This window comes from Enterococcus sp. PLH-Efm8, from assembly GCF_053011625.1.
In genome coordinates this window covers 101,632-123,264 of sequence record NZ_CP172568.1, presented here as the reverse complement: position 1 = coordinate 123,264, position 21,633 = coordinate 101,632, and the positions used below count along the sequence as shown (strand labels likewise).

At 37.3% G+C, this 21,633-nt stretch carries 22 protein-coding genes and 1 pseudogene; 6 read left to right on the top strand and 17 right to left on the bottom strand.

Going from position 1 to position 21,633, the window contains the following annotated elements:
- Nucleotides 1-2: 2 nt before the first annotated feature.
- Both ACIFUW_RS00635 and ACIFUW_RS00630 read right to left on the bottom strand, forming a co-directional pair.
- Nucleotides 3-911 (bottom strand): IS982-like element ISEfm1 family transposase, encoded by a 909-nt coding sequence (locus ACIFUW_RS00635; RefSeq protein WP_002295743.1) that lies wholly within the window; start codon nt 909-911, stop codon nt 3-5.
- Between the two features lie 111 nt (nt 912-1,022).
- A pseudogene (locus ACIFUW_RS00630) lies at nt 1,023-1,274 on the bottom strand (formate/nitrite transporter family protein); the annotation flags it as partial.
- A 261-nt stretch (nt 1,275-1,535) separates the two neighbouring features.
- Between ACIFUW_RS00630 and rpsD the strand changes: the two are divergent.
- Both rpsD and ACIFUW_RS00620 read left to right on the top strand, forming a co-directional pair.
- Nucleotides 1,536-2,147, top strand: coding sequence for a 30S ribosomal protein S4 (gene rpsD / locus ACIFUW_RS00625; protein ID WP_002294265.1), 612 nt, complete (start codon nt 1,536-1,538; stop codon nt 2,145-2,147).
- A 139-nt stretch (nt 2,148-2,286) separates the two neighbouring features.
- Nucleotides 2,287-2,826 (top strand): biotin transporter BioY, encoded by a 540-nt coding sequence (locus tag ACIFUW_RS00620; protein WP_002297145.1) that lies wholly within the window; start codon nt 2,287-2,289, stop codon nt 2,824-2,826.
- A 74-nt stretch (nt 2,827-2,900) separates the two neighbouring features.
- On the opposite strand, the gene ACIFUW_RS00615 is transcribed toward ACIFUW_RS00620, so the two are convergent.
- The 6 genes from ACIFUW_RS00615 to ACIFUW_RS00590 all read right to left on the bottom strand — a co-directional run bounded on the left by ACIFUW_RS00615 (nt 2,901) and on the right by ACIFUW_RS00590 (nt 7,478).
- Nucleotides 2,901-3,410: a QueT transporter family protein gene (locus ACIFUW_RS00615; protein WP_002297147.1), complete on the bottom strand. Its 510-nt coding sequence runs from the start codon at nt 3,408-3,410 to the stop codon at nt 2,901-2,903.
- Nucleotides 3,411-3,789: 379 nt separating this feature from the next.
- Nucleotides 3,790-4,551, bottom strand: a complete 762-nt coding sequence (locus tag ACIFUW_RS00610; RefSeq protein ID WP_002297149.1) for a 3-oxoacyl-ACP reductase — start codon at nt 4,549-4,551, stop codon at nt 3,790-3,792.
- The gene (locus ACIFUW_RS00605; protein ID WP_002290506.1) at nt 4,548-4,769 is read right to left on the bottom strand and encodes a DUF2829 domain-containing protein; all 222 of its coding nucleotides are present in this window, start codon (nt 4,767-4,769) and stop codon (nt 4,548-4,550) included. The genes ACIFUW_RS00610 and ACIFUW_RS00605 overlap by 4 nt, the downstream gene beginning before the upstream one ends.
- An 18-nt stretch (nt 4,770-4,787) precedes the next feature.
- Nucleotides 4,788-6,374 carry a helix-turn-helix domain-containing protein gene (locus tag ACIFUW_RS00600; protein ID WP_002321200.1) on the bottom strand — a complete coding sequence of 529 codons (1,587 nt, stop codon included), beginning with the start codon at nt 6,372-6,374 and terminating at the stop codon, nt 4,788-4,790.
- Nucleotides 6,374-7,075 carry an LrgB family protein gene (locus ACIFUW_RS00595; protein WP_002294273.1) on the bottom strand — a complete coding sequence of 234 codons (702 nt, stop codon included), beginning with the start codon at nt 7,073-7,075 and terminating at the stop codon, nt 6,374-6,376. Before ACIFUW_RS00595 ends, ACIFUW_RS00600 begins: the two co-directional genes overlap by 1 nt.
- Nucleotides 7,068-7,478, bottom strand: a complete 411-nt coding sequence (locus ACIFUW_RS00590; protein WP_002297153.1) for a CidA/LrgA family protein — start codon at nt 7,476-7,478, stop codon at nt 7,068-7,070. The genes ACIFUW_RS00595 and ACIFUW_RS00590 overlap by 8 nt, the downstream gene beginning before the upstream one ends.
- 326 nt (nt 7,479-7,804) lie before the next feature.
- Between ACIFUW_RS00590 and ACIFUW_RS00585 the strand changes: the two genes are divergently transcribed.
- Nucleotides 7,805-8,539 carry an MIP/aquaporin family protein gene (locus ACIFUW_RS00585; RefSeq protein ID WP_002290500.1) on the top strand — a complete coding sequence of 245 codons (735 nt, stop codon included), beginning with the start codon at nt 7,805-7,807 and terminating at the stop codon, nt 8,537-8,539.
- A gap of 152 nt (nt 8,540-8,691) precedes the next feature.
- On the top strand, nt 8,692-9,645 hold the full coding sequence (locus ACIFUW_RS00580) for an IS30 family transposase (protein ID WP_000222572.1): 954 nt from the start codon (nt 8,692-8,694) through the stop codon (nt 9,643-9,645).
- A 53-nt stretch (nt 9,646-9,698) separates the two neighbouring features.
- Here ACIFUW_RS00580 and ACIFUW_RS00575 read toward each other — a convergent pair whose 3' ends face one another.
- The 4 genes from ACIFUW_RS00575 to ACIFUW_RS00560 form a co-directional block, all read right to left on the bottom strand.
- Nucleotides 9,699-10,655, bottom strand: a complete 957-nt coding sequence (locus ACIFUW_RS00575) for a hypothetical protein (RefSeq protein ID WP_002326835.1) — start codon at nt 10,653-10,655, stop codon at nt 9,699-9,701.
- 124 nt (nt 10,656-10,779) lie between these two features.
- Nucleotides 10,780-11,958, bottom strand: a complete 1,179-nt coding sequence (locus ACIFUW_RS00570) for an IS256-like element ISEf1 family transposase (RefSeq protein ID WP_000997695.1) — start codon at nt 11,956-11,958, stop codon at nt 10,780-10,782.
- Nucleotides 11,959-12,325: 367 nt separating this feature from the next.
- Nucleotides 12,326-13,225: a metallophosphoesterase gene (locus tag ACIFUW_RS00565; RefSeq protein ID WP_002287911.1), complete on the bottom strand. Its 900-nt coding sequence runs from the start codon at nt 13,223-13,225 to the stop codon at nt 12,326-12,328.
- 9 nt (nt 13,226-13,234) lie between these two features.
- Complete coding sequence (locus ACIFUW_RS00560; protein ID WP_002287910.1) at nt 13,235-13,591, bottom strand: iron-sulfur cluster biosynthesis family protein; 357 nt, start codon at nt 13,589-13,591, stop codon at nt 13,235-13,237.
- A 354-nt stretch (nt 13,592-13,945) separates the two neighbouring features.
- Here ACIFUW_RS00560 and ACIFUW_RS00555 point away from each other — a divergent pair, with 354 nt between their 5' ends.
- Nucleotides 13,946-14,242 (top strand): phenylalanyl-tRNA synthetase subunit alpha, encoded by a 297-nt coding sequence (locus ACIFUW_RS00555; protein ID WP_002287909.1) that lies wholly within the window; start codon nt 13,946-13,948, stop codon nt 14,240-14,242.
- A 643-nt stretch (nt 14,243-14,885) separates the two neighbouring features.
- Here ACIFUW_RS00555 and ACIFUW_RS00550 read toward each other — a convergent pair.
- Genes ACIFUW_RS00550 through ACIFUW_RS00535 form a run of 4 tightly spaced genes read right to left on the bottom strand, consistent with a single transcriptional unit; the run spans nt 14,886 to nt 18,516 of the window.
- Nucleotides 14,886-15,839 (bottom strand): siderophore ABC transporter substrate-binding protein, encoded by a 954-nt coding sequence (locus ACIFUW_RS00550; RefSeq protein WP_002287908.1) that lies wholly within the window; start codon nt 15,837-15,839, stop codon nt 14,886-14,888.
- A gap of 22 nt (nt 15,840-15,861) precedes the next feature.
- Complete coding sequence (locus tag ACIFUW_RS00545; protein ID WP_002303137.1) at nt 15,862-16,617, bottom strand: iron ABC transporter ATP-binding protein; 756 nt, start codon at nt 16,615-16,617, stop codon at nt 15,862-15,864.
- Nucleotides 16,614-17,573, bottom strand: coding sequence for an iron chelate uptake ABC transporter family permease subunit (locus ACIFUW_RS00540; RefSeq protein WP_002287906.1), 960 nt, complete (start codon nt 17,571-17,573; stop codon nt 16,614-16,616). The genes ACIFUW_RS00545 and ACIFUW_RS00540 overlap by 4 nt, the downstream gene beginning before the upstream one ends.
- Nucleotides 17,566-18,516: an ABC transporter permease gene (locus tag ACIFUW_RS00535; protein ID WP_002287905.1), complete on the bottom strand. Its 951-nt coding sequence runs from the start codon at nt 18,514-18,516 to the stop codon at nt 17,566-17,568. Before ACIFUW_RS00535 ends, ACIFUW_RS00540 begins: the two co-directional genes overlap by 8 nt.
- Before the next feature lie 149 nt (nt 18,517-18,665).
- Here ACIFUW_RS00535 and ACIFUW_RS00530 point away from each other — a divergent pair, with 149 nt between their 5' ends.
- Complete coding sequence (locus ACIFUW_RS00530) at nt 18,666-19,118, top strand: YueI family protein (protein ID WP_002287902.1); 453 nt, start codon at nt 18,666-18,668, stop codon at nt 19,116-19,118.
- Between the two features lie 88 nt (nt 19,119-19,206).
- Here the strand turns inward: ACIFUW_RS00530 and gshAB are convergent, their stop codons facing one another.
- Nucleotides 19,207-21,474, bottom strand: a complete 2,268-nt coding sequence (gshAB, locus tag ACIFUW_RS00525) for a bifunctional glutamate--cysteine ligase GshA/glutathione synthetase GshB (RefSeq protein ID WP_002287901.1) — start codon at nt 21,472-21,474, stop codon at nt 19,207-19,209.
- Nucleotides 21,475-21,633 lie beyond the last annotated feature (159 nt).

The following is a 21,633-nucleotide window of genomic DNA, read 5'->3' as shown; positions in this document are numbered from 1 at the left end:
TTTTAATATCCTAAAGAATATCTCAAAGTTCCTTCAAAACGTCGTTGTGCTCGACTTAATAGAACACTGTAAGCCAGTAATATGCTTTCAAATCTACTCTCTAGCCCTTTAACAGAACGTGAGTTGAAATTTTGACAACCTAATTTTTCTAAGGAAGAAAAAACAGTCTCAACTGTTTTTCTTTGTTTTCCAAGTAAGCTGTGGTCTAGTTTTTCTGATTTATCCATGTTTTTACGTGGCGGAACGGATATAGTAATGCCCTTAAGGGCAAGCTTTTCATGGATTTTATGGCTAATATATCCTTTGTCCCCTAGGATATTGGGAAGATTCGCTTCTTCCGATAAAGTCTCTAACACTTTCACGTCATGGACACCTGGATTCGTGATTGAGTAAGTAATCGGAAAGCCAGTCTTAGTAACGATCATATGAATTTTAAGACCATAAAAATAAGATTTTTTTGTTGAGTTATAGCCAACTTTGGCTATTTGATTCAATAGTTTTGCTTGTCTATTTCTAACTGGTTTACATAATGGACTAGGAAAACTATCTATAATTCCGACTAGTTCACCTTTGGTGAGCTTCTTGATGAAAAAGTATCGAATAATCTTGATAGTGTAAGCTAAGTTTGAACTTAAGCGAGTGAATCGACTCCTACTAGGAAAGTCACCATTAGGAAATAAGACGGAACAAACCGCTCTATACGTGGCTCTTTGGCTAGTATAGCCATTAATTATGCCCCATATAACACAAGCAATAATCACTGTATCGCGTTGCTTCAGTTGATCAGTATTTCTTCGGTTTTTAATCTTATCTGGTACACAATTGTGGTATATGTTAGAAACAGTTCTCATAATTTCCTTGAATGTTATAAAAGTATCTGTATAATGTTCAGTATATTTTGATGAACGCATATGTAGTCCTCATTTCTTGGGAGTTTTGAGACTACTATATGCGTTTTTTTGTTGATTTACCAACATGTTTAGACATTTTCCTCTAGGAAAAAATTAACTAGCACCACGGGTGTATAAAATCTTTCCTAGACCATGCGCGATATCTTCCCCCTTCATCGCGATCGCAAATGCCACAGCCGTTCCTAAAGTCAAAAACAAACAGGCGAGAACCGCTCGAACAGCGTAACGTGAAAAGCTGTTTTCAAAAAGATTCGCCTTCTTTTCAATTGAAGCATCGATTTTCTCAAATAATGGTGATACCGGATTCATTGATTTTCTCCTTAAACTTCCTTCGCTTTTTTCCATTTGCACATACCCTCTCATTTTATAAAGACAGCCTAGGTTTGTAAAGCGTTTTTATGTACTAATTATCTTGACATTCGTGGATGATCTATCATATACTGTAATTTGTGTAAAATAATGCAGCAGAAAAATAATAACTCATCCCTAGTTTGTTGCCCCGTCTCGGGTTCGATTGTGTAACCGCGGCTGCAAAGGTGAAGATTGAAGAACAAACTATATGATTATGAATTTTTCAACGGATTATTTTACTCCAAAAACTTATATTCATTGGAGGAAATTTTAATGTCTCGTTATACAGGACCATCATGGAAAATTTCTCGTCGCTTAGGCATCTCATTGTCAGGCACAGGAAAAGAATTAGCACGTCGCCCTTACGCACCAGGTCAACATGGACCTAATAGCCGTGGCAAACAATCAGAATACGGCATGCAATTAACTGAAAAACAAAAACTTCGTCACATGTACGGAATGAACGAACGTCAATTCCGTAACTTGTTCGTAAAAGCTAGCAAAATCAAAGAAGGTAAACATGGTGTTAACTTCATGATCTTACTAGAACAACGTTTAGACAATGTTGTTTACCGTTTAGGACTTGCAACGACTCGTCGTCAAGCACGTCAATTAGTTAACCATGGTCACATTTTAGTTGATGGCAAACGCGTTGATATCCCTTCATACCACGTAGAAGTGGGTCAAGTGATCTCAGTTCGTGAAAAATCACAAAACATCGTAACAGTAAAAGAAGCTGTAGAAGCAACTGTTGGACGCCCAGCATTCGTAAGCTTTGACGCTGAAAAATTGGAAGGTTCATTGACTCGTTTACCAGAACGTGACGAACTATATCCAGAAATCGACGAAGCTCTTGTCGTTGAATACTACAACCAAAGCTTATAATTTCAAAAGCTTTCTTGAAAAAGACCGCTATCTATTGGATAGCTGGTCTTTTTTTATATTTTCTATTTACAAAGTAATCACTTTGTTTTACAATTTCGTTAACCAAATAAAAATATTAAGTTAACGAAAAGAGGGCGTTATGAACCGAACATTGAAAGAATTGATACTTGCTGCGGAATTTGCCGCGATTATTTCTGTCCTTTCTCAGATGACCATTCCTTTTGGTTTGGTTCCTTTGACAGGGCAAACATTTGCTATTGGATTAACAGCAACTTTTCTCGGAAGAAAACTAGGATTGATATCTGTTGGAGTTTATCTTTTACTTGGCTTGATTGGTCTTCCTGTATTTTCAGGGATGACTGGAGGTATAGCTGTTTTATTTGGGCCAACTGGCGGATATTTGATTGGATTTCTCTTACAAACGTGGATAACTGGTTGGATGATCGAAAGAACGGATGCTCATTACTTATATGCAATCTTTGCCAATCTAATGGGCTCTCTTGCTGCATTGATCTGCGGAACGATCTGGCTGAAAATAAGTGGTGATCTTACTTTTACAACTGCATTTGCCAGTGGACTACTGCCGTTTTTACTGCCGGAAGCAATCAAGGCAACTGGAGCAGCTTATATCGGTATCTTGATGAAAAAACGGCTAAATCGATTTCTTCATACAAATTAATCAAAAAAGCAGCATGGAAGAAGACTCAACATTCAGTCTCTTCCATGCTGCCCTATTTTAAATTAAACAGATCTTTATTTTGACAAATCCACTTTTTTACCGATCCAATAAATAATTATCCCACCGACAATCATTGATGCCAATTCTCCTAAAGCAATCACCCACCAATTCAAGAAAAAAGGTAGTTGATATAAAATCGTTAGCTGACCAGCTACTGTAAACATGGAAAAAGCAAATACGCATGCTGTCACGGCCATTTTGATTTTCATGTTTTTGATGCGACTAGTGATTTTATAGTTGATAAGCAATACAAGCAGCGTGCTGACGCTTCCTACTGCAACATCTATCAGTCCAAGAGGAGAAGCAATATTAGCCAAAGCTACTCCCGCTGTTACCGCGACGATGTATCTTTTGTTATACAAGGACAGATAGTTGAACATCTCCGAGAGACGAATCTGAATCACTCCAAAGCTAAAGACAGACAAAACCAGCGTCACTGCCACATATAAACCAGTGACTAGCGCCATCCGAGTCACATCTGTCGTTGTCCAGCGTTTGGCTGAACGGGTATTATTTTTTTCCATGTTCTATTTCTCCTTTGCAAGATAATTTTATCTTGGTAATGACCGCGACCAAAGGATGGGAAGAAAATTCCAACTGAAGTGTCGCAGAAGGTAGTGAAAAAGCTGCCCTGCAACAAGTAATAAGAATGGTCAAATAAAAATAGCTCCTTATATTTTTCATTTGGCTGGACTTGTTACCGCAGTTGCAAGCTTTTGAATATCGTTTATATCAAGAGGTCGTGAAAAGCCGCTTAGTTTCGAATATTAACGATTATTAAAAAGAATTTTTTGAACTGGCTGTTCGGCATCGAATGTCGGGAACAGTCATCGACTTTTTTTATCATCAACCGTTGTTTCTCTCTTTAGTTTTATCATACAGAAGCTTGAAAAAAACACAAGGTTATTTTAACAACCATCCGCCGTCGATTGGGATGATCGTTCCTTGTATGTAGCTTGCTTGAGGAGAGGCAAGAAATAACGTCAGCTCAGCTACTTCTTCCGGCTGTGCCCATCGCTTGACTGGTGTTTCATTTGCCACCCACTCTGCCATCTCACCTTTCCCTTCAAAATCAGCCGCATTCATTGGTGTTTGGATGGCTCCTGGAGCAATTCCTTTTACTCGGATACCCTGTCCTGCGTAATCCAGAGCGAGTTGTTTGGTAAATCCGACAATCGCATGTTTCGCGCTTGTATAAGCGATCCCACCTCCACCAGCAATCAAGCCAGCAATCGAAGCCATATTGATGATCGTTCCGCTTTTTTGGCGGATCATATCAGGAAGGATGATTTTTGTCAGCTGATACATGCTTTTCACATTCGTCTCATAAATCAGATCCCACAGCGATTCGTCAGTTTCCATCAAGGGTTTGTAGGCATCCAATATCCCCGCTGTATTCAGTAAAATCGTAACTTCACCAAAATGATTTTGGCATTTCGATACCGCTTGTTGGAGTTCTTTCATTTGTCGAACATCACCTAGTGCGTAGGCAAAAGTTTCAGGAAATCGCAAAGAAATTTCTTCCATTTTACCGAACTTTTGATCTAATCCAAATACAAAAGCATCTTGTTCAAGAAACGCTCGGGCTTGCGCAGCACCAATTCCAGAAGCAGCTCCTGTGATAAATACAACCTGTTTAGCTAGATCTGGATACTGGTTTTTCATTCTACGATCGCCCAATCATCTGCTAAAATATCACAAACTGTAGGAGCGAAGCTGGAAAAACCTTCGTCACTTGTTTTGATCAATAAGTACGGCGTCACCGGACAGCCATCAAATTCATCATCGGATACGAGAACAACATAAAGTTCAAATCCACTCCATCCTTTACGAATAATCTTTGCACCTTTTTTCAATTCTGGTAAAATTTCTTCAAATGTCATCTTTTTTCTCCTTCTTTGTTATTGTTTTAATAGTTTTTGTTTTTGAATCATTTCAAATTTTTGAGATAGTTGGATGTAATCAATTAATTTTAGTTCTTCAGTCACAATAAAATAGTCAAGATCCGCCCATGGTTTGCGGTGGACTTTACTTGTCGAAATCAGAAGATCAACTTCTCTCCCCCGATAATCTGTTGGCAGAAAAATCAGCTGATACTCATTACGGAAAAATGTCCGTAATCCCTCCTCTAACAGTTGCTCTTCAAATAATGGGAAATCTGTCATTAAAAGGATCGTGATCTTTGGAAGCTGTGGAGTAAAGGCTCCTAATGTTTTAAACACAGTCAGATACCGCCCCATCAAAAACGCATGATTTTTAAATGCCAGATGATTGGGATGTTTGTGTCTACTTTCAAAAAAATGTACGAGCCATTGTTTCAATTCCTTGTTTTCAATAACTAAATGATTAATAAAATCACTACTATTGCCATCAATCGTTTCTTTCGCATTAGGAAAAAGATAGGCGAAAAAATGACTGCTGAATAAATAGTTTTCTGCCTCGAAGGTTAGATTTTCTGCTGGCAGCCCCTGCTCTTCCTGATAAAGAGAAAGAGCGGCTTTTGCTTCTGAAAGGGCTGTAAAGGGCGGTGTTTTTGCTTGTTGATGAAAATCAAAAATTTTCTTCCGTATCTTAGGATCACTATAATATTCTTCACGAGTCATCAGTACAAGAAATAATGCGCCTAACTCGTCTTCTACTTGAAAATAATTAGGAAATACCGGCTCCATGACCTGGCAAAATCGCTGGAACAACAGATTGTCAGAAATCAGCCGTCTTTTTTTCTCATTCAATACAACATAATGCTTCTGTGATTTTCTTAAAAAAAAGGCACCTAGCATATATTCCAATCGTCTTTTTTTGATCTCGTTCAGACGAACATTAAAAAAAGCCATGATATGTTCTGCCATATTCTTTACGTCCATTTGAGAAATCGTTTCAAATGGCCAGATTTTCCCTCGAAACAACTGCCAGAATGTCATATGCAAGTAAAGTCGAATGATTTCTTCTTCGCCTTGAGCGATATATGTACCTCGTTGCAGCCGAATTCCGTAAGTTTGCAGTTGCTGTTTCCATTCATTGATTTTTCGATGAGCAGTAGATTCACTAATGTAATGCTTTTGCGCAAATTGGTACATTGTATGGAATTCTTCAAAAAAAATGTCGTGCAGCAACTGGAATTTCAGCGTACTTTGCACGAGATAGATCAAAAAACGCTCATGTTCAATTGAATCGAGCGTATCATAAAAGTTATAACCAGAACGGTGATTTTTTGTAAACAAAGGGTGTGTCTTACCGCTAAACTGCTGATAGTTTTTAGACAGCTCGTTCAGGTATTTCGACACGCTGCGGGCATCCAGCTGAACAACTTGCGCTAATTGTGCAGCGGTATGCCAAGCTTGATCCTCAAAACTTTCTAGGAGGAGAATCTTATAATATAGATCTTTATCAAATTGTTTAAGATACTCGGAAGACAAATACACGTCTTTCCCTCCTTTTTTATGCTCGAACGTTTTGGTTATTGTAGCATAAAATAGTGGTTTTCGCATCAAAACAAGCCAGCAAAAGGCTGAAAGAATAACGGTAGCAATAAAACGGTCAATATTCCGTTGACGCATATCGCAAGTCCGGAAATGATTCCTTCTATTTCACCAATCTCGATTGCTTTTGCTGTACCAATAGCATGAGAAGTACTTCCTAACGCCACACCGCGAGCAACTGGACTTTCGATCTTGAATAGGCGGAAAATATGAGTGGCGATCAGCGAACCAAAAATACCTGTAGAGACAACAATAGCAAGTGTCACGGCATTCACCCCGCCCATCGTATGAGATAAATCGACAGAAATAGCCGTCGTTACAGATTTAGGTAGTAATGAGATCACCATCTCTTTATGAAGAGAGAAGAAGTAACCGAACCCTACACTAACCAAGCAATTTGCGACTATTCCTGCTAAAATCGCAGCCATTACAGGATAAAAATTCTCTTTCAGTAAACGGAAGTTTTTATAAAGAGGGATGGCAAGTGCCACTGTCGCAGGAGTAATCAGCATAGTCAAAAAATTGCCCCCGATATTATAGTCTTTATAGCTGATCCCAGAAAAATGCAAAAATAAGATAATAACAACAATCGATAATACGAGAGGATTCAAAACAGGCAGTTTATATTTCCGCAAAAATTTGTCAGATAATACGTACACTCCTAAAGTCAAACTTAAGCCAAATAATGGATTCACAAAAAACTCAGTCAATTTGATTCTCCTCCATTTCGTTTACAGATACCCTTTCTGCTTTTTTCTTACGGACATAGCCCAGCAAAGCTTCTACACCTTCTGCCGTTTTTCCCGCTGCAACCATCGTGACGATGGAACACACGACGACTGCTCCCAGTAAAACAGGCCATATCGAAGCAATATCATCAAAATATTCCAATAAACCTACACCAGCAGGAACAAATAAAATGGCTAGATTATTCAATAAAAAATCACCAGTTGCTCCGATTTTTTCAGGATCAACAAGATGCATTTCAAATGCTAAAAATAAAAAAAGAATACCTAAGATACTTCCAGGAATAGGTAAATGAGCAAAAATCCGTATGCCTTCTCCTAATACAGAAAAGAAAATAATAATGAAAAACTCTTGAAAAAATTTCATCAAACAACACTCCTTACGTATAGCTTTCATTTTACTAACAAACCTTTTCTGAAAGTTTCAAAACATGCTGTTTCTAAGATACAATTTTTGAGAAAAAAAATGTTTTTTTTTTGGTATATTTATAGTTAAGCTTGGTGATTTGTGGAGAACTTTTAAAAAGAGTTGGAGTTTTACTGTTGGTCTGGTTTCTTATAAGTAATGGAATTCATTTTTTTATTCACATTTGTTAAGACTGCAGAAATCCTTCCGACACGAAACACTGCACCGATGCTTTTCGTGTTGATGTTTCTTTTTTTTTTGCATTTTTATAACTTTTGGAGGTATTTATGGATTACTCACTAATGACCCGTCTTGCGGCGGAAATGATTGGTACAGCATTACTAATCGTTCTAGGTAACGGTGCTGTAGCAAACGTAGATTTAAAAGGTACAAAAGGATATGGCAGTGACTGGATGCTGATTGCTGTCGGGTATGGATTCGGGGTTATGATGCCAGCAATGATTTTTGGTGGAATCAGCGGTAACCACATCAACCCAGCATTTACAATTGCTTTAGCATCTAATGGTCTATTCCCTTGGGCTGAAGTTGTTCCTTATATCATTGCACAATTGATTGGTGCAGCGATTGGACAATTGATCGTAGTAGCTTGTTACAAACCTTACTACGACCAAACAGAAGACGTAAACCATGTGTTAGGTACATTCTCAACAATCAACAGCGTTGGTTCTAAATTCAATGGTTTCGTCAATGAATTCTTTGGTTCATTCGTTTTATTCTTTGGTGCCCTAGGTATTACAAAAGCACCATTCTTCCAAGATAATCTTGGTACAGCTCACTTAGCACTTGGTTTCCTTGTATGGACATTAGTTGCTTCACTTGGTGGTCCTACAGGTCCTGGACTAAACCCAGCCCGCGACTTTGCTCCACGTCTTGTACACGCACTTCTTCCATTGAAACATAAAGGTTCTTCTCAATGGGGATATGCATGGGTACCAGTTGTAGCACCTATCTGTGCTGGTGTCGTAGCAGTATTCTTATATAAATTATTATTTATGGCTTAATCAAAAGCTAAATAAAAAAACTTGGTACAGCGATTGCGTACCAAGTTTTTTTATTTCGCCGTTTGTATAATTAAGCGAGACAAATAAAAAAGCCATTTATGTTACACTCAAATTGTAATACCCGCTAAAGCATACAAGGAGAGTGAACATAAATGACTTATACCCATCTTACACCAAACGAGCTTGTAATGATAGAAGCATATTTTCATCAAGAAACTCCGGTTGCTATCGTTGCGAAGCAGCTTAAACGTGGACGCCAAACAATTTACAATGTCTATAACTTTCTCAAATGTGGTGGAACAGCACTTGAATACTTTGAACAATACAAAGAAAATAAGCGACGTTGTGGGAGAACCGAAATCATTTTTCCTGCTGAGGAAAAAGAATACATTGAAAAAAGATCAACTGAAGGTTGGACCCCAGACGTCATTATTGGCCGTGCAGAGCGAACCTTCTCTTGTTCAGTAAGTACCCTCTATCGCCGGTTTAAGACGGGAGAATTCAATGTTTTACATTTACCGATGCAAGGAAAACGAAAACCAAATGGTTATAAGGAAAAACGTGGAAAACAGGCATTCAAAAGAAATATTTCTGAACGTAAAAAAGATTATGTCGTTTTCGAAGAAGAATTTGGACATTTAGAGGGTGATACGATTGTCGGCATCCACCATAAAAGTGCCGTCATCACACTCGTTGAGCGACTTTCAAAAGCCATTATCGCCTTGAAACCAGAAGGCCGTAAGGCAGTTGATATTGAAAATTCGATTAATGAATGGCTTCAATCCGTACCCAAAAATCTTTTCAAATCAATTACCTTTGATTGTGGAAAAGAATTCTCTAATTGGAAAAGTATTAGTAATACGAATGATATTGATATTTATTTCGCAGACCCAGGAACGCCTTCCCAACGGGGATTAAATGAACATTCAAACGGACTCCTCCGAAAAGATGGACTACCAAAAGAAATGGAATTCAACCAAGTCAATCAAGGATTCATCTCATCCGTTGCGTCCAAAAGAAACCATATCCCTAGAAAATCACTAAATTACCAAACACCATTAGAAGTTTTTTTGAGTTACGTAAATGGAAAGTTTTGTCTCGCTTAATTTGACAAATAATATTTTTAGAAAAAGCAGTCGGACTTTCTAAAAGAAGTTCACTATTCGATCCTGTCGATGATTTCTTCAGGAAAATCGTCTATTTGCTTGTCAATTTTGCTGTCTTTGTATTTCTCTTCTTGGATAGTCAACAAAATCTTTGTAAGATTCCCCCAGTCTACTGCTCTTGGCGGATCGAGCCAAACCACTACTTGAGATGCACTTTCTTCATATAGATTATTCCTATTCGTGATTATAACATCCGGGAACTCAGGCTTTCCTGCCTCTATCACTTCCGTGTTCAGATTAATGTACAAGCTTAAATTTTTCTTGATAAATTGATTATAGGCAGCACCATAAGAAAAATCGATGATGATCTTTACTGGTTCAGAAATCAGTTGAATGGGTATGTGATTGATCAATAATAATAAATAACTGAAAAAAAGAAAAAATTTATCTTGAAGCAACTCTTTGCGTTTTGACGTTAGATCATTTATATACTCTATCAAATAGCAATAAAATGCTGGATAGTTTTCTCTAAAAAAAGAAACATCAAGTGGAAATTCATCAGCTTTATTAATAGTGTAATGCAAAAGTTTAAAATGTATTTTGGTTAACTCTCTTCGGATCAATTGGCTCGTCTCTTCTCGCAACAGATTAAACTGATTTTCAAAACTTTCAATGAATCGTTCATTCAACCATTCGATTGTTTCATCTTCATTTTTTCTCAAGTATTTTTGATCCAATTTATCATGAAGATAAAGCCAAGAGAGTGTCTTATTGATAAAAATAACGGATTTTTCTCCTAATACTCCTTTTAAGTGGTAAAATCCTATATCCGAAAAAAATAGCGACTGATTGCTAGCAATATCTAAAGAATCAGCTTGTTCAGCCAACAGGTTGATTGCTAAAAAGTGGAATAATTTCTTTTTTTCATAAGCAGACAGAGGATAATACTGTTTTAAATCTTTTAACATTTTTTCTGTTTTTATAATTATAGGTAGCGTATACAATTCCACAAAACTTATCTCTGTTGAGTTAAAAAGATTATATAAAAAAAGCCGAATGTTTTTAGGATTCCCTGTCAACTTGGGAGCGTCAATAATTTTGTGTAAATAAATTGTCCTCCTGCAAAATAATTAGTTACTCAGTAAACATTGAAACTAATGTATCGGTTACCTGTTGAAAACCTTTATGGCTTCTGTTTAGAAATTTTTGATTGTATGTATCAAAAATGCTGACTAGAAAGCGTTCTAGTGATTCTTCATTTTGAAACTGCTCTTTTCTACGGCTGTATCTTTTAATTTGCTTATTGAAAGACTCGATTAGATTGGTTGAGTAAATGGTTCTACGAATGCTAGGTGGAAAATCATAAAAAGTTAATAAGTCTTGGTTTTCTATGAGTGACTGCGTCACTTTAGGATAGTTTTTCTTCCATTTCTCAATCATGCCGGATAAGAAGGTATTCGCTTCTTCTTTTGAGTTAGCTTGATAAACAGCCTTAAAGTCATCACAGATTTCTTTTCGGTCTTTGACACGTACTTTATGAGCGATATTACGAGATACATGGATACAACAATGCTGATATTTTGCTTTAGGATAAATTTGATGGATAGTATCTTTCATGCCTTTTAAGCCGTCCGTAATAAAAAGCAAGACTTCTTGAACTCCTCTGGAGTTAATATCCTGTAGCAGCTCATTCCAAACGTATGTTGATTCAGTTGGAGCAATCGCATAACTCAGTACTTCTTTAGTGCCGTCTTCTCGTATACCAATGGCAATATAAATCGCTTCTTTGGATACGGTTTGACGTTTTAGTGGAATGTAAGTAGCGTCCATAAAAATAGCGACATACTTATCATTTAAGGCTCTGGATTTAAAGGCATTTACTTCTTCAGTCAGAACTTTAGTCATGTTGGACATGGTTTGTGGAGTATAGTGATGACCGTACATTTTTTCGATCAAATCAGCAATTTCAGACATCGTAACACCTTTTTCGAATAAATGGATAATAGTGGTTTCCAATGTATCGTTTGTTCTTTTGTAGGCTGGTAAAGTTTGTTGTTTAAACTCACCATTACGATCTCTAGGTATTTCCAATGTTAATTCACCATATTCGGTTTTGATTGATCGAAAGTAAGAACCGTTTCTCGAATTACCTGAATTAAAACCAGTGCGATCATATTTTTCGTAATCTAAAAAAGCCGTTAATTCAGTCCGTAGGAGTGTGTTTATCGCTTTTTCTAAGTGCGAACGGAATAATTCATTTAAATCGCCTTTAGTGACTAGAGTTTGCACAATTTCTGTAGTAAAATCATTCATAGGGAAGTCCTCTTTTCTGTGAATTGGTTGTCGTTAACTTTATTCTACAGAAGCGACTTCCTTTTTTGTATGGATTTTTTCATTTACACAAAATATTTTACACTCTCGACTTGACTGCCTAGACTTCAATCAATATTAATTATAATTAAATAAAAAATGTATATTATATTTTTTTTGTGATTATCGTTCAAAAAAAGAATACACGCTTGCATCTAGTACTCTGCGAGTTACAAATCATCCGATCAAATAAACATTCGCTGATTATTTTCCGCAAAAAAAGCAGCATATCCACGATAAATGGATCTACTGCTCTTACTTATCCTTATGTTTTACAAGGTATTTTCTTTTACACATTACTAATGCTGTCTCAATACGGAACGATTGTCATCGCTTGTTCAAATTCCTCTTGCAAATGTTGTGTTTGATAGGCCTGAAAAGCTGGGTGATGGGCACGCAAGAGGACACGTAATTTCATAGGATCATAGCTGTCTAGCAACTGTTCTTTCAAGACAAAATCTCGGGTCAGCTGCCATTCATAATAATAACCAAAAGGTCTGCAGCTGTAAATCGTGTGACCGATGGATTTATCTTCAAAGCGACGATGCGTATGGCCAAAAACTACTTGTTTGATATTTGAATAACGGTCAAGTAATTCTCCGAATGATTCTGATCCTAAAAATGCATTTAATTTGTTCCAACGCTCATAAGGAGCAGATTGATACATGATAAATGCCCGTTTAGGAACGAAATGAGTGGATAAAATCACCTCAAGTTTTTTTGCTTCCAGCTGGTCTAGCAAATTTTTTGCAGCTGCAAGCATTTCTGCATTGACCTCGAGATCTGTTTTCCCACGCTGGATGAACCGATCATACCAATACAAACGCTTCATTCGTACGATTGCCTCGTAATCTTTCAATTCGGAAAACTGATAGTCGTACCAGCCATTCATCCCTAAAAGAACGGTCTGCTCATTTAAAGCAATATACCGTTCATTTAAAAAATGTGGGTCTGGAAAATGGTCCATCATCTGTTCATTGGGCACATCTGCCAACTCGTGATTGCCGAAATGAAATGTCGTAGATAATCCTTTATTGACGAAAAATTCGACAACAGCTAGGCAACGGTCTACTTTATTAGCCGTATCTCCGGCTAGATGAAGCCGAGTGATCTTGTGCTTTTGCAAAACTTGCCAAAGCTGCATCAGCTCTGATTCGCCGAATTTATTGATGTCCACATGTAGGTCGCTGATGATCGCCAATTTTCCCATTTTATCCCTCTAGTCTTTTCGAACAACTTGCAAGTTGCCTTTTCTCAAGCCGCTTGGTCCTTTTAATTGTAAACTATTATAAGTTGGTTCTAAAGCAAGTGTGGATGGATCATCCATGTAAAGTATTGCACTGTCTTTGATTTTGATTGGTCCAACTGGTGTATCAGCCACTACAGAATAAAGACTTAGATCTGTTTGTGTATCTTTTTTGACAATGATCAATCGAAATGCCGTATCCAATTGGCAACTGACTTGGCTTTCTGCAAATGGACCGTCACCGTTTTCGATATCTAATAAAAGTTGATCGTCTGCTTCTAATTTATTCTTCAATACTTCTTGTGCTTCTTTTGTCACTTCTAATTTCATCTGTATCACCTCATGTCATAGAATAATCACTTTATTCATCAGATGCAACTAATTTGTCTGGTTCTGACTGTTCTCAATTTATTGGAAAGTAAGTCATTCGTTTATTATGATTTCTCTTATCACAAAAGAGACAACTTTCCCTTTTCTTCGTTCAGTTTCTTGAACGGAAAAAGACCCAAAAAGCAACCTGTTATTTGTTTAACCTTATTCCTTTCTTAAATAACAAAAAATACTATAAAAAATAAAAAACCTTTAACAACTATTGGAAAAAGAATTACTTTTTGTTCACGGATTATTAACAACTCTTCGGTAGAGTAAACTTATCAAATAAAAGACTTCTTTGGAGGAATCACTATGAAGGAATATATAAAAAACATCTATTTTATCGAAGAAACACAAAATATCGAGGGTTCTTATATTGAAGTAAAAACACTCTTTGTCAATGAAGATAAAACCAAAGCATTGGATATTTATAAAAAATTAGCTTCAAAAAAAACGAATAGTTTTGGATTGATATTAAGCGAGTATAAAATCAAAGCAGAAGAGAGTTATTTCTATCAATTACTAAAACGGTGGAGTAAGCTTCCCGCCGATTTTTATCGAAAAATGCAGATCATCAACTATCAACCGCTTGCTGAGACACATGCCTAAATAGAGGTTGTGAAATCAGTGCTTTGAGCTAATACCGAAGGTCAGCTGATTGAACATTGTTTAGAAGAGATTGTGACAACTGCGATTTGCTTTGAGTAATAAGAACGCTGGACAGAAAATAGCTTCTCATATTTTCTAGTCTAGTGGGCTTATTGCCGAGAAGCAGCAGATGGAACATCGTTTAGAAGAGATTGTGACAACTGCGATTTGTTTTGAGTAATAAGAACGCTGGACAGAAAATAGCTTCTCATATTTTCTAGTCTAGTGGACTTATTGCCGAGAAGCAGCAGATGGAACATCGTTTAAAGAAGAGATCGGTACAAAATAAAAATATCTAAATTTAAGTTTTATCTAAGTTTCGCTTTGTACCTTTGATTCAAATCAAAGGAGGCGATCTTGATGCTGAAAAAATGGATCACACTATTTTTTGCCACTCCCCATTCTAGAATCAACCCGTATGATGTAGATAATGAATTCACGTTGAAAAAAGATTTCTCAAATAAATAAAAACCATCCGTAAAATCATCAATACGATTTTACGGATGGTTTTTGATAACTTCTTTGAGGATAGGCTCTTGCTATTTAAGAATGTAAGAAACATTATTGTTACATAGTATGAGAGTTTAATCCTCTGTTATTTATGCTATTTAAATGCTTGATTCACATCTTCGATCATCAGTTTCATTGATTCTAAACCGCCCCCGCTTAAATACCAGACATCTGGTTCAAGGGAGATGATCTGCTGATTTTTACCAGCATTCGTTTGTGCTACCAGTTCATTGGCAGAAATATCATCTTTGCTGTCGTCTCCACCAATAGCTTTTGTTCTGTCTACTACAAATAAGATATCCGGATTTTTTTCCAGCACATATTCATAAGAAACACTTTGACCGTGAGTGGATGCTTCGATTTGATCATCTGCTTGTTCAAAGCCAAATAAATCATGGATGAAACCGAATCTAGAACCAGATCCGTAGGCTGATAATTGCCCTTCATTCACAAGTGTGACTAGTGCTTTTTTGTCAGTAGCTTCTGCTTTCTTTTTCGTCTGATCGATTGCACTAGATAATTCCTCTAATTGAGTTTTAGCTTCTTCTTGCTTACCAAAGATCTCCCCTAAAGCAGTGACATTTTGCTGGAAAGATTCCCATGGATTTTTCGCATCTAAAGAAAGGAAAATGGTCGGAGCAATTTGACTTAGATCTTTTTGAAAATCTCTTTGTCGGCCAGAAATGATGATTAGATCTGGCTGAAGCTGATTAATTTTTTCTAAGTCTGGTTCTTTTATTCCACCTGCTGATTCTACTTTTTTATAGGATGAAAGATACTCAGGAAGGCTGCTTGTAGCTGCTCCAACTACCTTATCTCCAACACCAAGAGCATCCATCGTATCTAAAGAACCATTGTCGAATACGACGACTTTTTCTGGATTATTTGGCACCTCGATTTGGTCTCCATTACTATCTGTTATCGTCAATGTAGTTTCAGTTTGTGTGCTGCTTTTTTTTGTGTCTGCCTGACTGGTGTTGTTGCTATTTCCACATGCTGCTAAACCAAATGATGCTAGAATCAAGATACCTACTACTAATTTTTTCATCTCTTCTCTCCTAATGTTAGTTTTAGAAATAAAGACAGAATCTGCGGCCTTCAATCTCACAAATCCGTATGTCCATTTCGTATAATTCATCCAATACATCTTTTTTTATCATTTCTTGGGTCGTTCCTTGCGTAAATAACTGTCCATCTTTCATTGCAACAATTTCGTCTGCATAACTTGCAGCAAAGTTGATATCATGAAGAACAATAACAATTGTTTTCCCGATTTCTTGTACTAAATTTTTTAAAATCTGCATGATTTGAACCGCAAAATTCATATCTAGATTGTTCAAAGGTTCATCCAGTAAAATATAATCCGTGTCTTGCGCTAGCACCATTGCAATATACGCACGTTGGAGTTGACCGCCTGAAAGAGTGTCAATCGATTGATCCGCTATTTCTTCTAACCCAATGTGTTCCAGTGATTCCTGAACGATTTCCTCGTCTTTTGTCGTCAATTTTCCTTTCGTATAAGGAAATCGTCCAAATTCTACTAATTCTTTCACGGTGATTTGGACATTTATTTCATTCGATTGTCGTAGGATCGATAATTTTTTGGCTAATTCATTGGATTTCCAAGCCTTTACTTCGTTATGGTCTAAATAGATTTCACCTGTATCTTTTGGTATCAAACGACTGATCATCGACAACACCGTTGACTTTCCAGCACCATTTGGACCGATAAAAGCAGTCAACTTCTTTTCAGGAATCGTTAACTGTACATCTTTAACCACTGATTTTCCATGGTACAGTTTATTGACCTTTTGTAAATCAATCATAGGATACTCTTCCTTTCGCGAATCAATTTTGTGACAAAATAAATTCCTCCGACAAATTCAACGACGACACTCACTGTTGTATTCCAGCCGAAAATCTGCTCTACTGCGAGCTGTCCTCCTGTCAGAAACAGCATAGCTACCAGAAAGCTTCCGATAAATAGCTGACCATGACGATAAGTAGAAAAGACACGATAACTGATATTTGCGACAATAAACCCTAAAAAAGTAACTGGACCCACAAGAGCCGTTGATGTCCCTGTCAAAAGACTGACACAACATAAAATCAAAAATTCAAAACGATCTGTGTCTATCCCGAGGTTTACTGCTTGTTCATTTCCGAGATGGAAAACGTCTAGCACATGTCGATATCGAAATAACAGGTACCAGCAGCCGATAATGATCAAAGAAGCAGGCAAAAGATACTGACTCTGGATATTGCCAAAGCTTGCAAATAATCTGCCTTGAAGCAAATCATATTCATTCGGATCCATGATGACTTGTAAAAAGGTACTGACACTACCAAAAAGCGTACCTAAAATCATCCCTGACATCAGTAATAAAAAAAGATTCGCTCTCATTTTTTTCAAAAGAAAGAAAAATAACAATAGACTCAGCCCGACCATCAGCCCAACGTTCAATAAGAAAAAAACTGTACCTGTCTGCTGAAGCATCGTCACTCCTCCGATAAAGAAGAAAAGGACCGTTTGGACAAGGACATATAACGACTCAAGTCCCAATACTGAAGGAGTCAAAAACTGGTTATGCGTAATTGTCTGAAAGCTGATTGTGGCACTGCTGACAGCTAGCGAGACAAGGATAAATGCAAAAATTTTCTTACTCCTCAATGCACATGCAAAATGCCAGTTTCCATATGTATGGATCGTCAAGTACATTCCTGTAACAAATAAAACAAGAACAAGCATACCAATAAAAATAGATGGCTTTTTTTTAAGCATATCGTCGTCCCCTTATCAGAAGATAAAGGAAGATAGCCCCACCGATGATTCCAACGATCACACTGACTGGTATTTCATAAGGAAAAATCAACACGCGAGCGACAAGATCGCAAAATACTAAGAACAAACTACCTGCTAAAGCAGTTACGCCAATTGTTTTGTGCACTTGATCTCCATATATTCTAGAGACAAGATTCGGAATGATCACTCCGATAAAAGGAATGCTTCCTACCATGATCAACATGACTGCACTAGCCAATGATACTAAGCCAATGCCTAAAAACTGCATCTTCTGGTAATCTATTCCCAGATTTACTGCAAACGATTCGCCCAGACCAATGATCGTAAATCGGTAAGCAAATAGCCAAACCAAGAGCAACAATGGAACAACAGCATACAATAACTCATAATTTCCTCGTATCACAGTCGCAAAATTCCCTTGAAGCCATGAAGTCATATTTTGTACCAACTGGAATTGATAAGCAAAAAAAGTAGCAACTGAACCAATGATATTCCCTAACATGACTCCAATCAACGGAAGCATCAATTGATTTTTCTGGAGGAACAATCGCGTAAGGGATAAAAAAAGCAATGTTCCTGCAAAAGCAAAGCAAAATGCTGTCAAGGATCGGACAATCAAGGATGCACCAGGTAGGAAAATCATAGCCACTAAAATACCTAAACGCGCACTATCCATCGTGCCCGCAGTCGTTGGTGAAACAAATTTATTTTGGGTCAAATGTTGCATGATCAACCCACAAATACTACTGGTCGCTCCCACAAGGATCAAACAAATCGTTCGTGGCAAACGAGTCACTAGCAAGATTTGTAAGCTTTGCCCATCTAACTGGAGCAGTTCTGACAATTGTACATTCGATACTCCGATGAACAATGAAATACTACTTAAAATAACTAATAATGCTACTAGTCGTCCGTAGCGCATCCAATCCACCTTTCTAATTGAGAATGATTTTCATTCTTATTTTAAGTGAATCGTTGAACAAAAGCAACCGCTTTTTCATATGTTTTAGGTATTATTGGGAATATGCTATAATCGTAAGAAAGACAAAGAGAAGAAGGAGGGTATTTTTTATGGCACAAGATGATGTAAAAAGCCATTTGGATAAGGGACTTTATGGTACACCTTTAGTGAACCCTGAAGAACAGCATAAATATTTAGGGACATTCAGGGAACGCTGCTATCTTAGTATGACTGTTGCTGAAATGATCCAACCAAAAAACAAAGAAAACTTTTTAAAAGAACTCAAAAAACATCCAGATGCTTCCATACTCTTGAATGGGGCTCTACCCCTTTCTGTCCAAAACCAATATATCCAGCTAGCAACGAAAAACAATAGCCGTTTCACTGTAGTCAACGATTACGTCACTGCAAATCCTGAGGAATTCGGATTGCTCTTAACAGCAAAAGAAGCAGTAAATGAACCTGTGATTGATATCGAAAAAAAATACCCAGAAGAAAACTCTTCGCCAGCTGAAAAAGAAAAACCAAAAAAGAAAAAAAGCTTCTGGGATCGTTTATTTTAAAACGAAAAAACACATAAATTTTTACATGCAAAAAAAGCTTTTGATCAGATTGACATCAAATAGGACAATCTGTCAAAAGCTTTTTCTTTTAAAATACTTCAGGATATAACAATTTCAATACATTCATCGTCAATCTTCTGCCTTTTCCTGCAAAAGGATAAACATGCATATGCATGGCTGGATTGAAATTTGCTTCGATGATCCCATATGCTTTTTTATCAGTTGTAGGATCGATTTCTTTATCTGGTATAATCAAATCGATACCACTAATCTTAGCTCCTAGTGCTTCTACCGCAGAAACGGCGATTTTTTTGTAAGCTTCAGAAAATTCATCAGTCATATCGATCGAATCACCACCTGTACTGATATTTGAGTTCTCCCTTAGATAAACAATTTGATTGGCTTGGGGAACTGATTCGATCGTCAACCCTTGTTCTTTCAACATCAATTGTTCTAATTCACCTAATTGGATCAATTCTAAAGGTGCACGATGATTCGTTCCACGCAAAGGGTCACTATTTTTTTCTTCAACAAGTTCTTTCACTGTTCGGATACTGTCACCAATAACATTAGCAGGGACTCGCAACATGATGGCTTGGACTTCTCCGTCGATCACAAAGAAACGATATTCCGTTCCCGGCATAAATTCTTCTACTAAAACCGAACTGTCTTCACGAAAAGCAATGGCTAAACCTGCTTGATAATCTTCCAGACTAGCTCCTTCCTTGAAAATCGTGATACCTAACCCGTAATTGGTTGATTTAGGTTTGATCACAAATGCCTGCTCGGCAAATCTCGGATAAGCTTTTACCGCTTCTTCCATGGATGAAAATTCTGCGCCTCCTGGTACCCGGAACCCAGCTTCTTTTAAGACTTTTTTCGTTACTGTTTTGTTTTCCATGATAAGTGGGACGATATAGCTGTCCTTACTTGTCATGTTTGCATTTTTCACATATTCTACATGGTCTTGGAATTGCAGACGCAAAAATTGATCCGACTCATCTAATACTTTGACTTGGACACCTTTTTGGATGGCATCGAACATAAATATCTGAGTAGAAAGTTCCATTTCGCGAAAACCGGCCAACTGATAGGGACGTTCATGGCTTTCTTTATAATATTGATGTCCCAATGCCACAGCAACTTCTTGCTGACTCGATAGCTGTGCTTCTTGATAGAGTTTCGCTGCTAACGTTTGTTCAGGATGATCCATTTGAGTCAATGCTTCCTCTACTAAATAAAGAGAATCCAACCAATCCAATTCAACCAGCATTTGCTTCATTCCTTCAAGAATTTCTCTACCTTCTTGATGAAATTCTGTTTGATCTGATGGTTGTTCTAGTGCTACTTTGTTATTTCGAGTCGTACCTTCTGCTACCCATTGGTCACAGTCTTCTTTTTCTTCTGTCCATAACATGTACATCAGGAATAATTGTAAGAACCGAACTTGCTCTGGATTGATACCCAATCTTGCATAAGGATTCAAATCGATATTCCGCAATTCAATATAACGAACACCTGTTGTTGCTAAATCTGCGACTTTCTTTCCGCCTCGGAAACGAAGCGGTGTATAAAATTCTTTCTCCTCCGAAAGTTTCCCTTCTTCGATCATTCGCTCGATATCTGCTAAATACTGTTTCATAGAAGCATAGGAAACTTTCACATTTGGATGATTCGTATAGCCCAGCGCACTGTTGCGAATACTGCGAACAGGTTCTTGCGGATGTGATTCATCTAAAAAGTAGTTCTTCTCACTCATTGGTGAAGCACCGAATAAATAAGTGATCATCCAGCGATAGCGCATAAAGTTTCTCGCTGTTTTCAAATAAAGTTCTGTTTTGAATTCGGAAAAATCTTGAAATTCTTCCTGATGGCTGAACAATGTTCTTAGCAACTCATCGCCAAATTCAAAATTGAAATGAATACCGCTTACCATCTGTTTTCGCTTCCCGTATTCTTTTGCTAAATAACGTCGATACAAGACATCTTCGAAATTTTTTAATTTTGCAATAATGATCTCTTCGTCTTTTTCCGGTAAGGCAGGTGGCATACTTAATGGCCAGATCATCTCTTCTTTCGGTATAGAACGAGCAGTCACATCATAAACAGCAGCGAGATACTGAAATAATTCGGGAATAGAATCGGTAACAGGGGTGATCATCTCTGTTTGTGTTTCGCTAAAATCTGTTTGGATATAGGGGTGATAGGATCGATCGCCAAAGATTGCTGGATGATCGGTTTTTGCTAGATTTCCTGCAAGATCAACCCGCTGTCCTTCCCGTTCTATACCAAATCGAGCTTGGTCGATAAAAGGGCGCGCATTGACATGCAATAATAATTGCTTAAAATTCATCATTAAGTGACCTCCAATTCATATGAATCTAATTATAATCAAAAAGTCTAAGAAAAAGAACGAAATTGTTTGAGAACCGCTTACAAATAAGTATAAAAATGAAGGCATCAAAAACACAGCTATGTTAAAAACAATCATTCAAACAAGGAGCTGCAACTTTTG

Excerpts from the sequence above, each read along its gene's own strand:
- ACIFUW_RS00635 (WP_002295743.1), bottom strand. The coding sequence starts at position 911 with ATGCGTTCATCAAAATATACTGAACATTATACAGATACTTTTATAACA.
- rpsD (WP_002294265.1), top strand. The coding sequence starts at position 1,536 with ATGTCTCGTTATACAGGACCATCATGGAAAATTTCTCGTCGCTTAGGC.
- ACIFUW_RS00620 (WP_002297145.1), top strand. The coding sequence starts at position 2,287 with ATGAACCGAACATTGAAAGAATTGATACTTGCTGCGGAATTTGCCGCG.
- ACIFUW_RS00615 (WP_002297147.1), bottom strand. The coding sequence starts at position 3,410 with ATGGAAAAAAATAATACCCGTTCAGCCAAACGCTGGACAACGACAGAT.
- ACIFUW_RS00610 (WP_002297149.1), bottom strand. The coding sequence starts at position 4,551 with ATGAAAAACCAGTATCCAGATCTAGCTAAACAGGTTGTATTTATCACA.
- ACIFUW_RS00605 (WP_002290506.1), bottom strand. The coding sequence starts at position 4,769 with ATGACATTTGAAGAAATTTTACCAGAATTGAAAAAAGGTGCAAAGATT.
- ACIFUW_RS00600 (WP_002321200.1), bottom strand. The coding sequence starts at position 6,374 with ATGCGAAAACCACTATTTTATGCTACAATAACCAAAACGTTCGAGCAT.
- ACIFUW_RS00590 (WP_002297153.1), bottom strand. The coding sequence starts at position 7,478 with ATGAAATTTTTTCAAGAGTTTTTCATTATTATTTTCTTTTCTGTATTA.
- ACIFUW_RS00585 (WP_002290500.1), top strand. The coding sequence starts at position 7,805 with ATGGATTACTCACTAATGACCCGTCTTGCGGCGGAAATGATTGGTACA.
- ACIFUW_RS00580 (WP_000222572.1), top strand. The coding sequence starts at position 8,692 with ATGACTTATACCCATCTTACACCAAACGAGCTTGTAATGATAGAAGCA.
- ACIFUW_RS00570 (WP_000997695.1), bottom strand. The coding sequence starts at position 11,958 with ATGAATGATTTTACTACAGAAATTGTGCAAACTCTAGTCACTAAAGGC.
- ACIFUW_RS00565 (WP_002287911.1), bottom strand. The coding sequence starts at position 13,225 with ATGGGAAAATTGGCGATCATCAGCGACCTACATGTGGACATCAATAAA.
- ACIFUW_RS00560 (WP_002287910.1), bottom strand. The coding sequence starts at position 13,591 with ATGAAATTAGAAGTGACAAAAGAAGCACAAGAAGTATTGAAGAATAAA.
- ACIFUW_RS00555 (WP_002287909.1), top strand. The coding sequence starts at position 13,946 with ATGAAGGAATATATAAAAAACATCTATTTTATCGAAGAAACACAAAAT.
- ACIFUW_RS00550 (WP_002287908.1), bottom strand. The coding sequence starts at position 15,839 with ATGAAAAAATTAGTAGTAGGTATCTTGATTCTAGCATCATTTGGTTTA.
- ACIFUW_RS00545 (WP_002303137.1), bottom strand. The coding sequence starts at position 16,617 with ATGATTGATTTACAAAAGGTCAATAAACTGTACCATGGAAAATCAGTG.
- ACIFUW_RS00540 (WP_002287906.1), bottom strand. The coding sequence starts at position 17,573 with ATGCTTAAAAAAAAGCCATCTATTTTTATTGGTATGCTTGTTCTTGTT.
- ACIFUW_RS00535 (WP_002287905.1), bottom strand. The coding sequence starts at position 18,516 with ATGCGCTACGGACGACTAGTAGCATTATTAGTTATTTTAAGTAGTATT.
- ACIFUW_RS00530 (WP_002287902.1), top strand. The coding sequence starts at position 18,666 with ATGGCACAAGATGATGTAAAAAGCCATTTGGATAAGGGACTTTATGGT.
- gshAB (WP_002287901.1), bottom strand. The coding sequence starts at position 21,474 with ATGATGAATTTTAAGCAATTATTATTGCATGTCAATGCGCGCCCTTTT.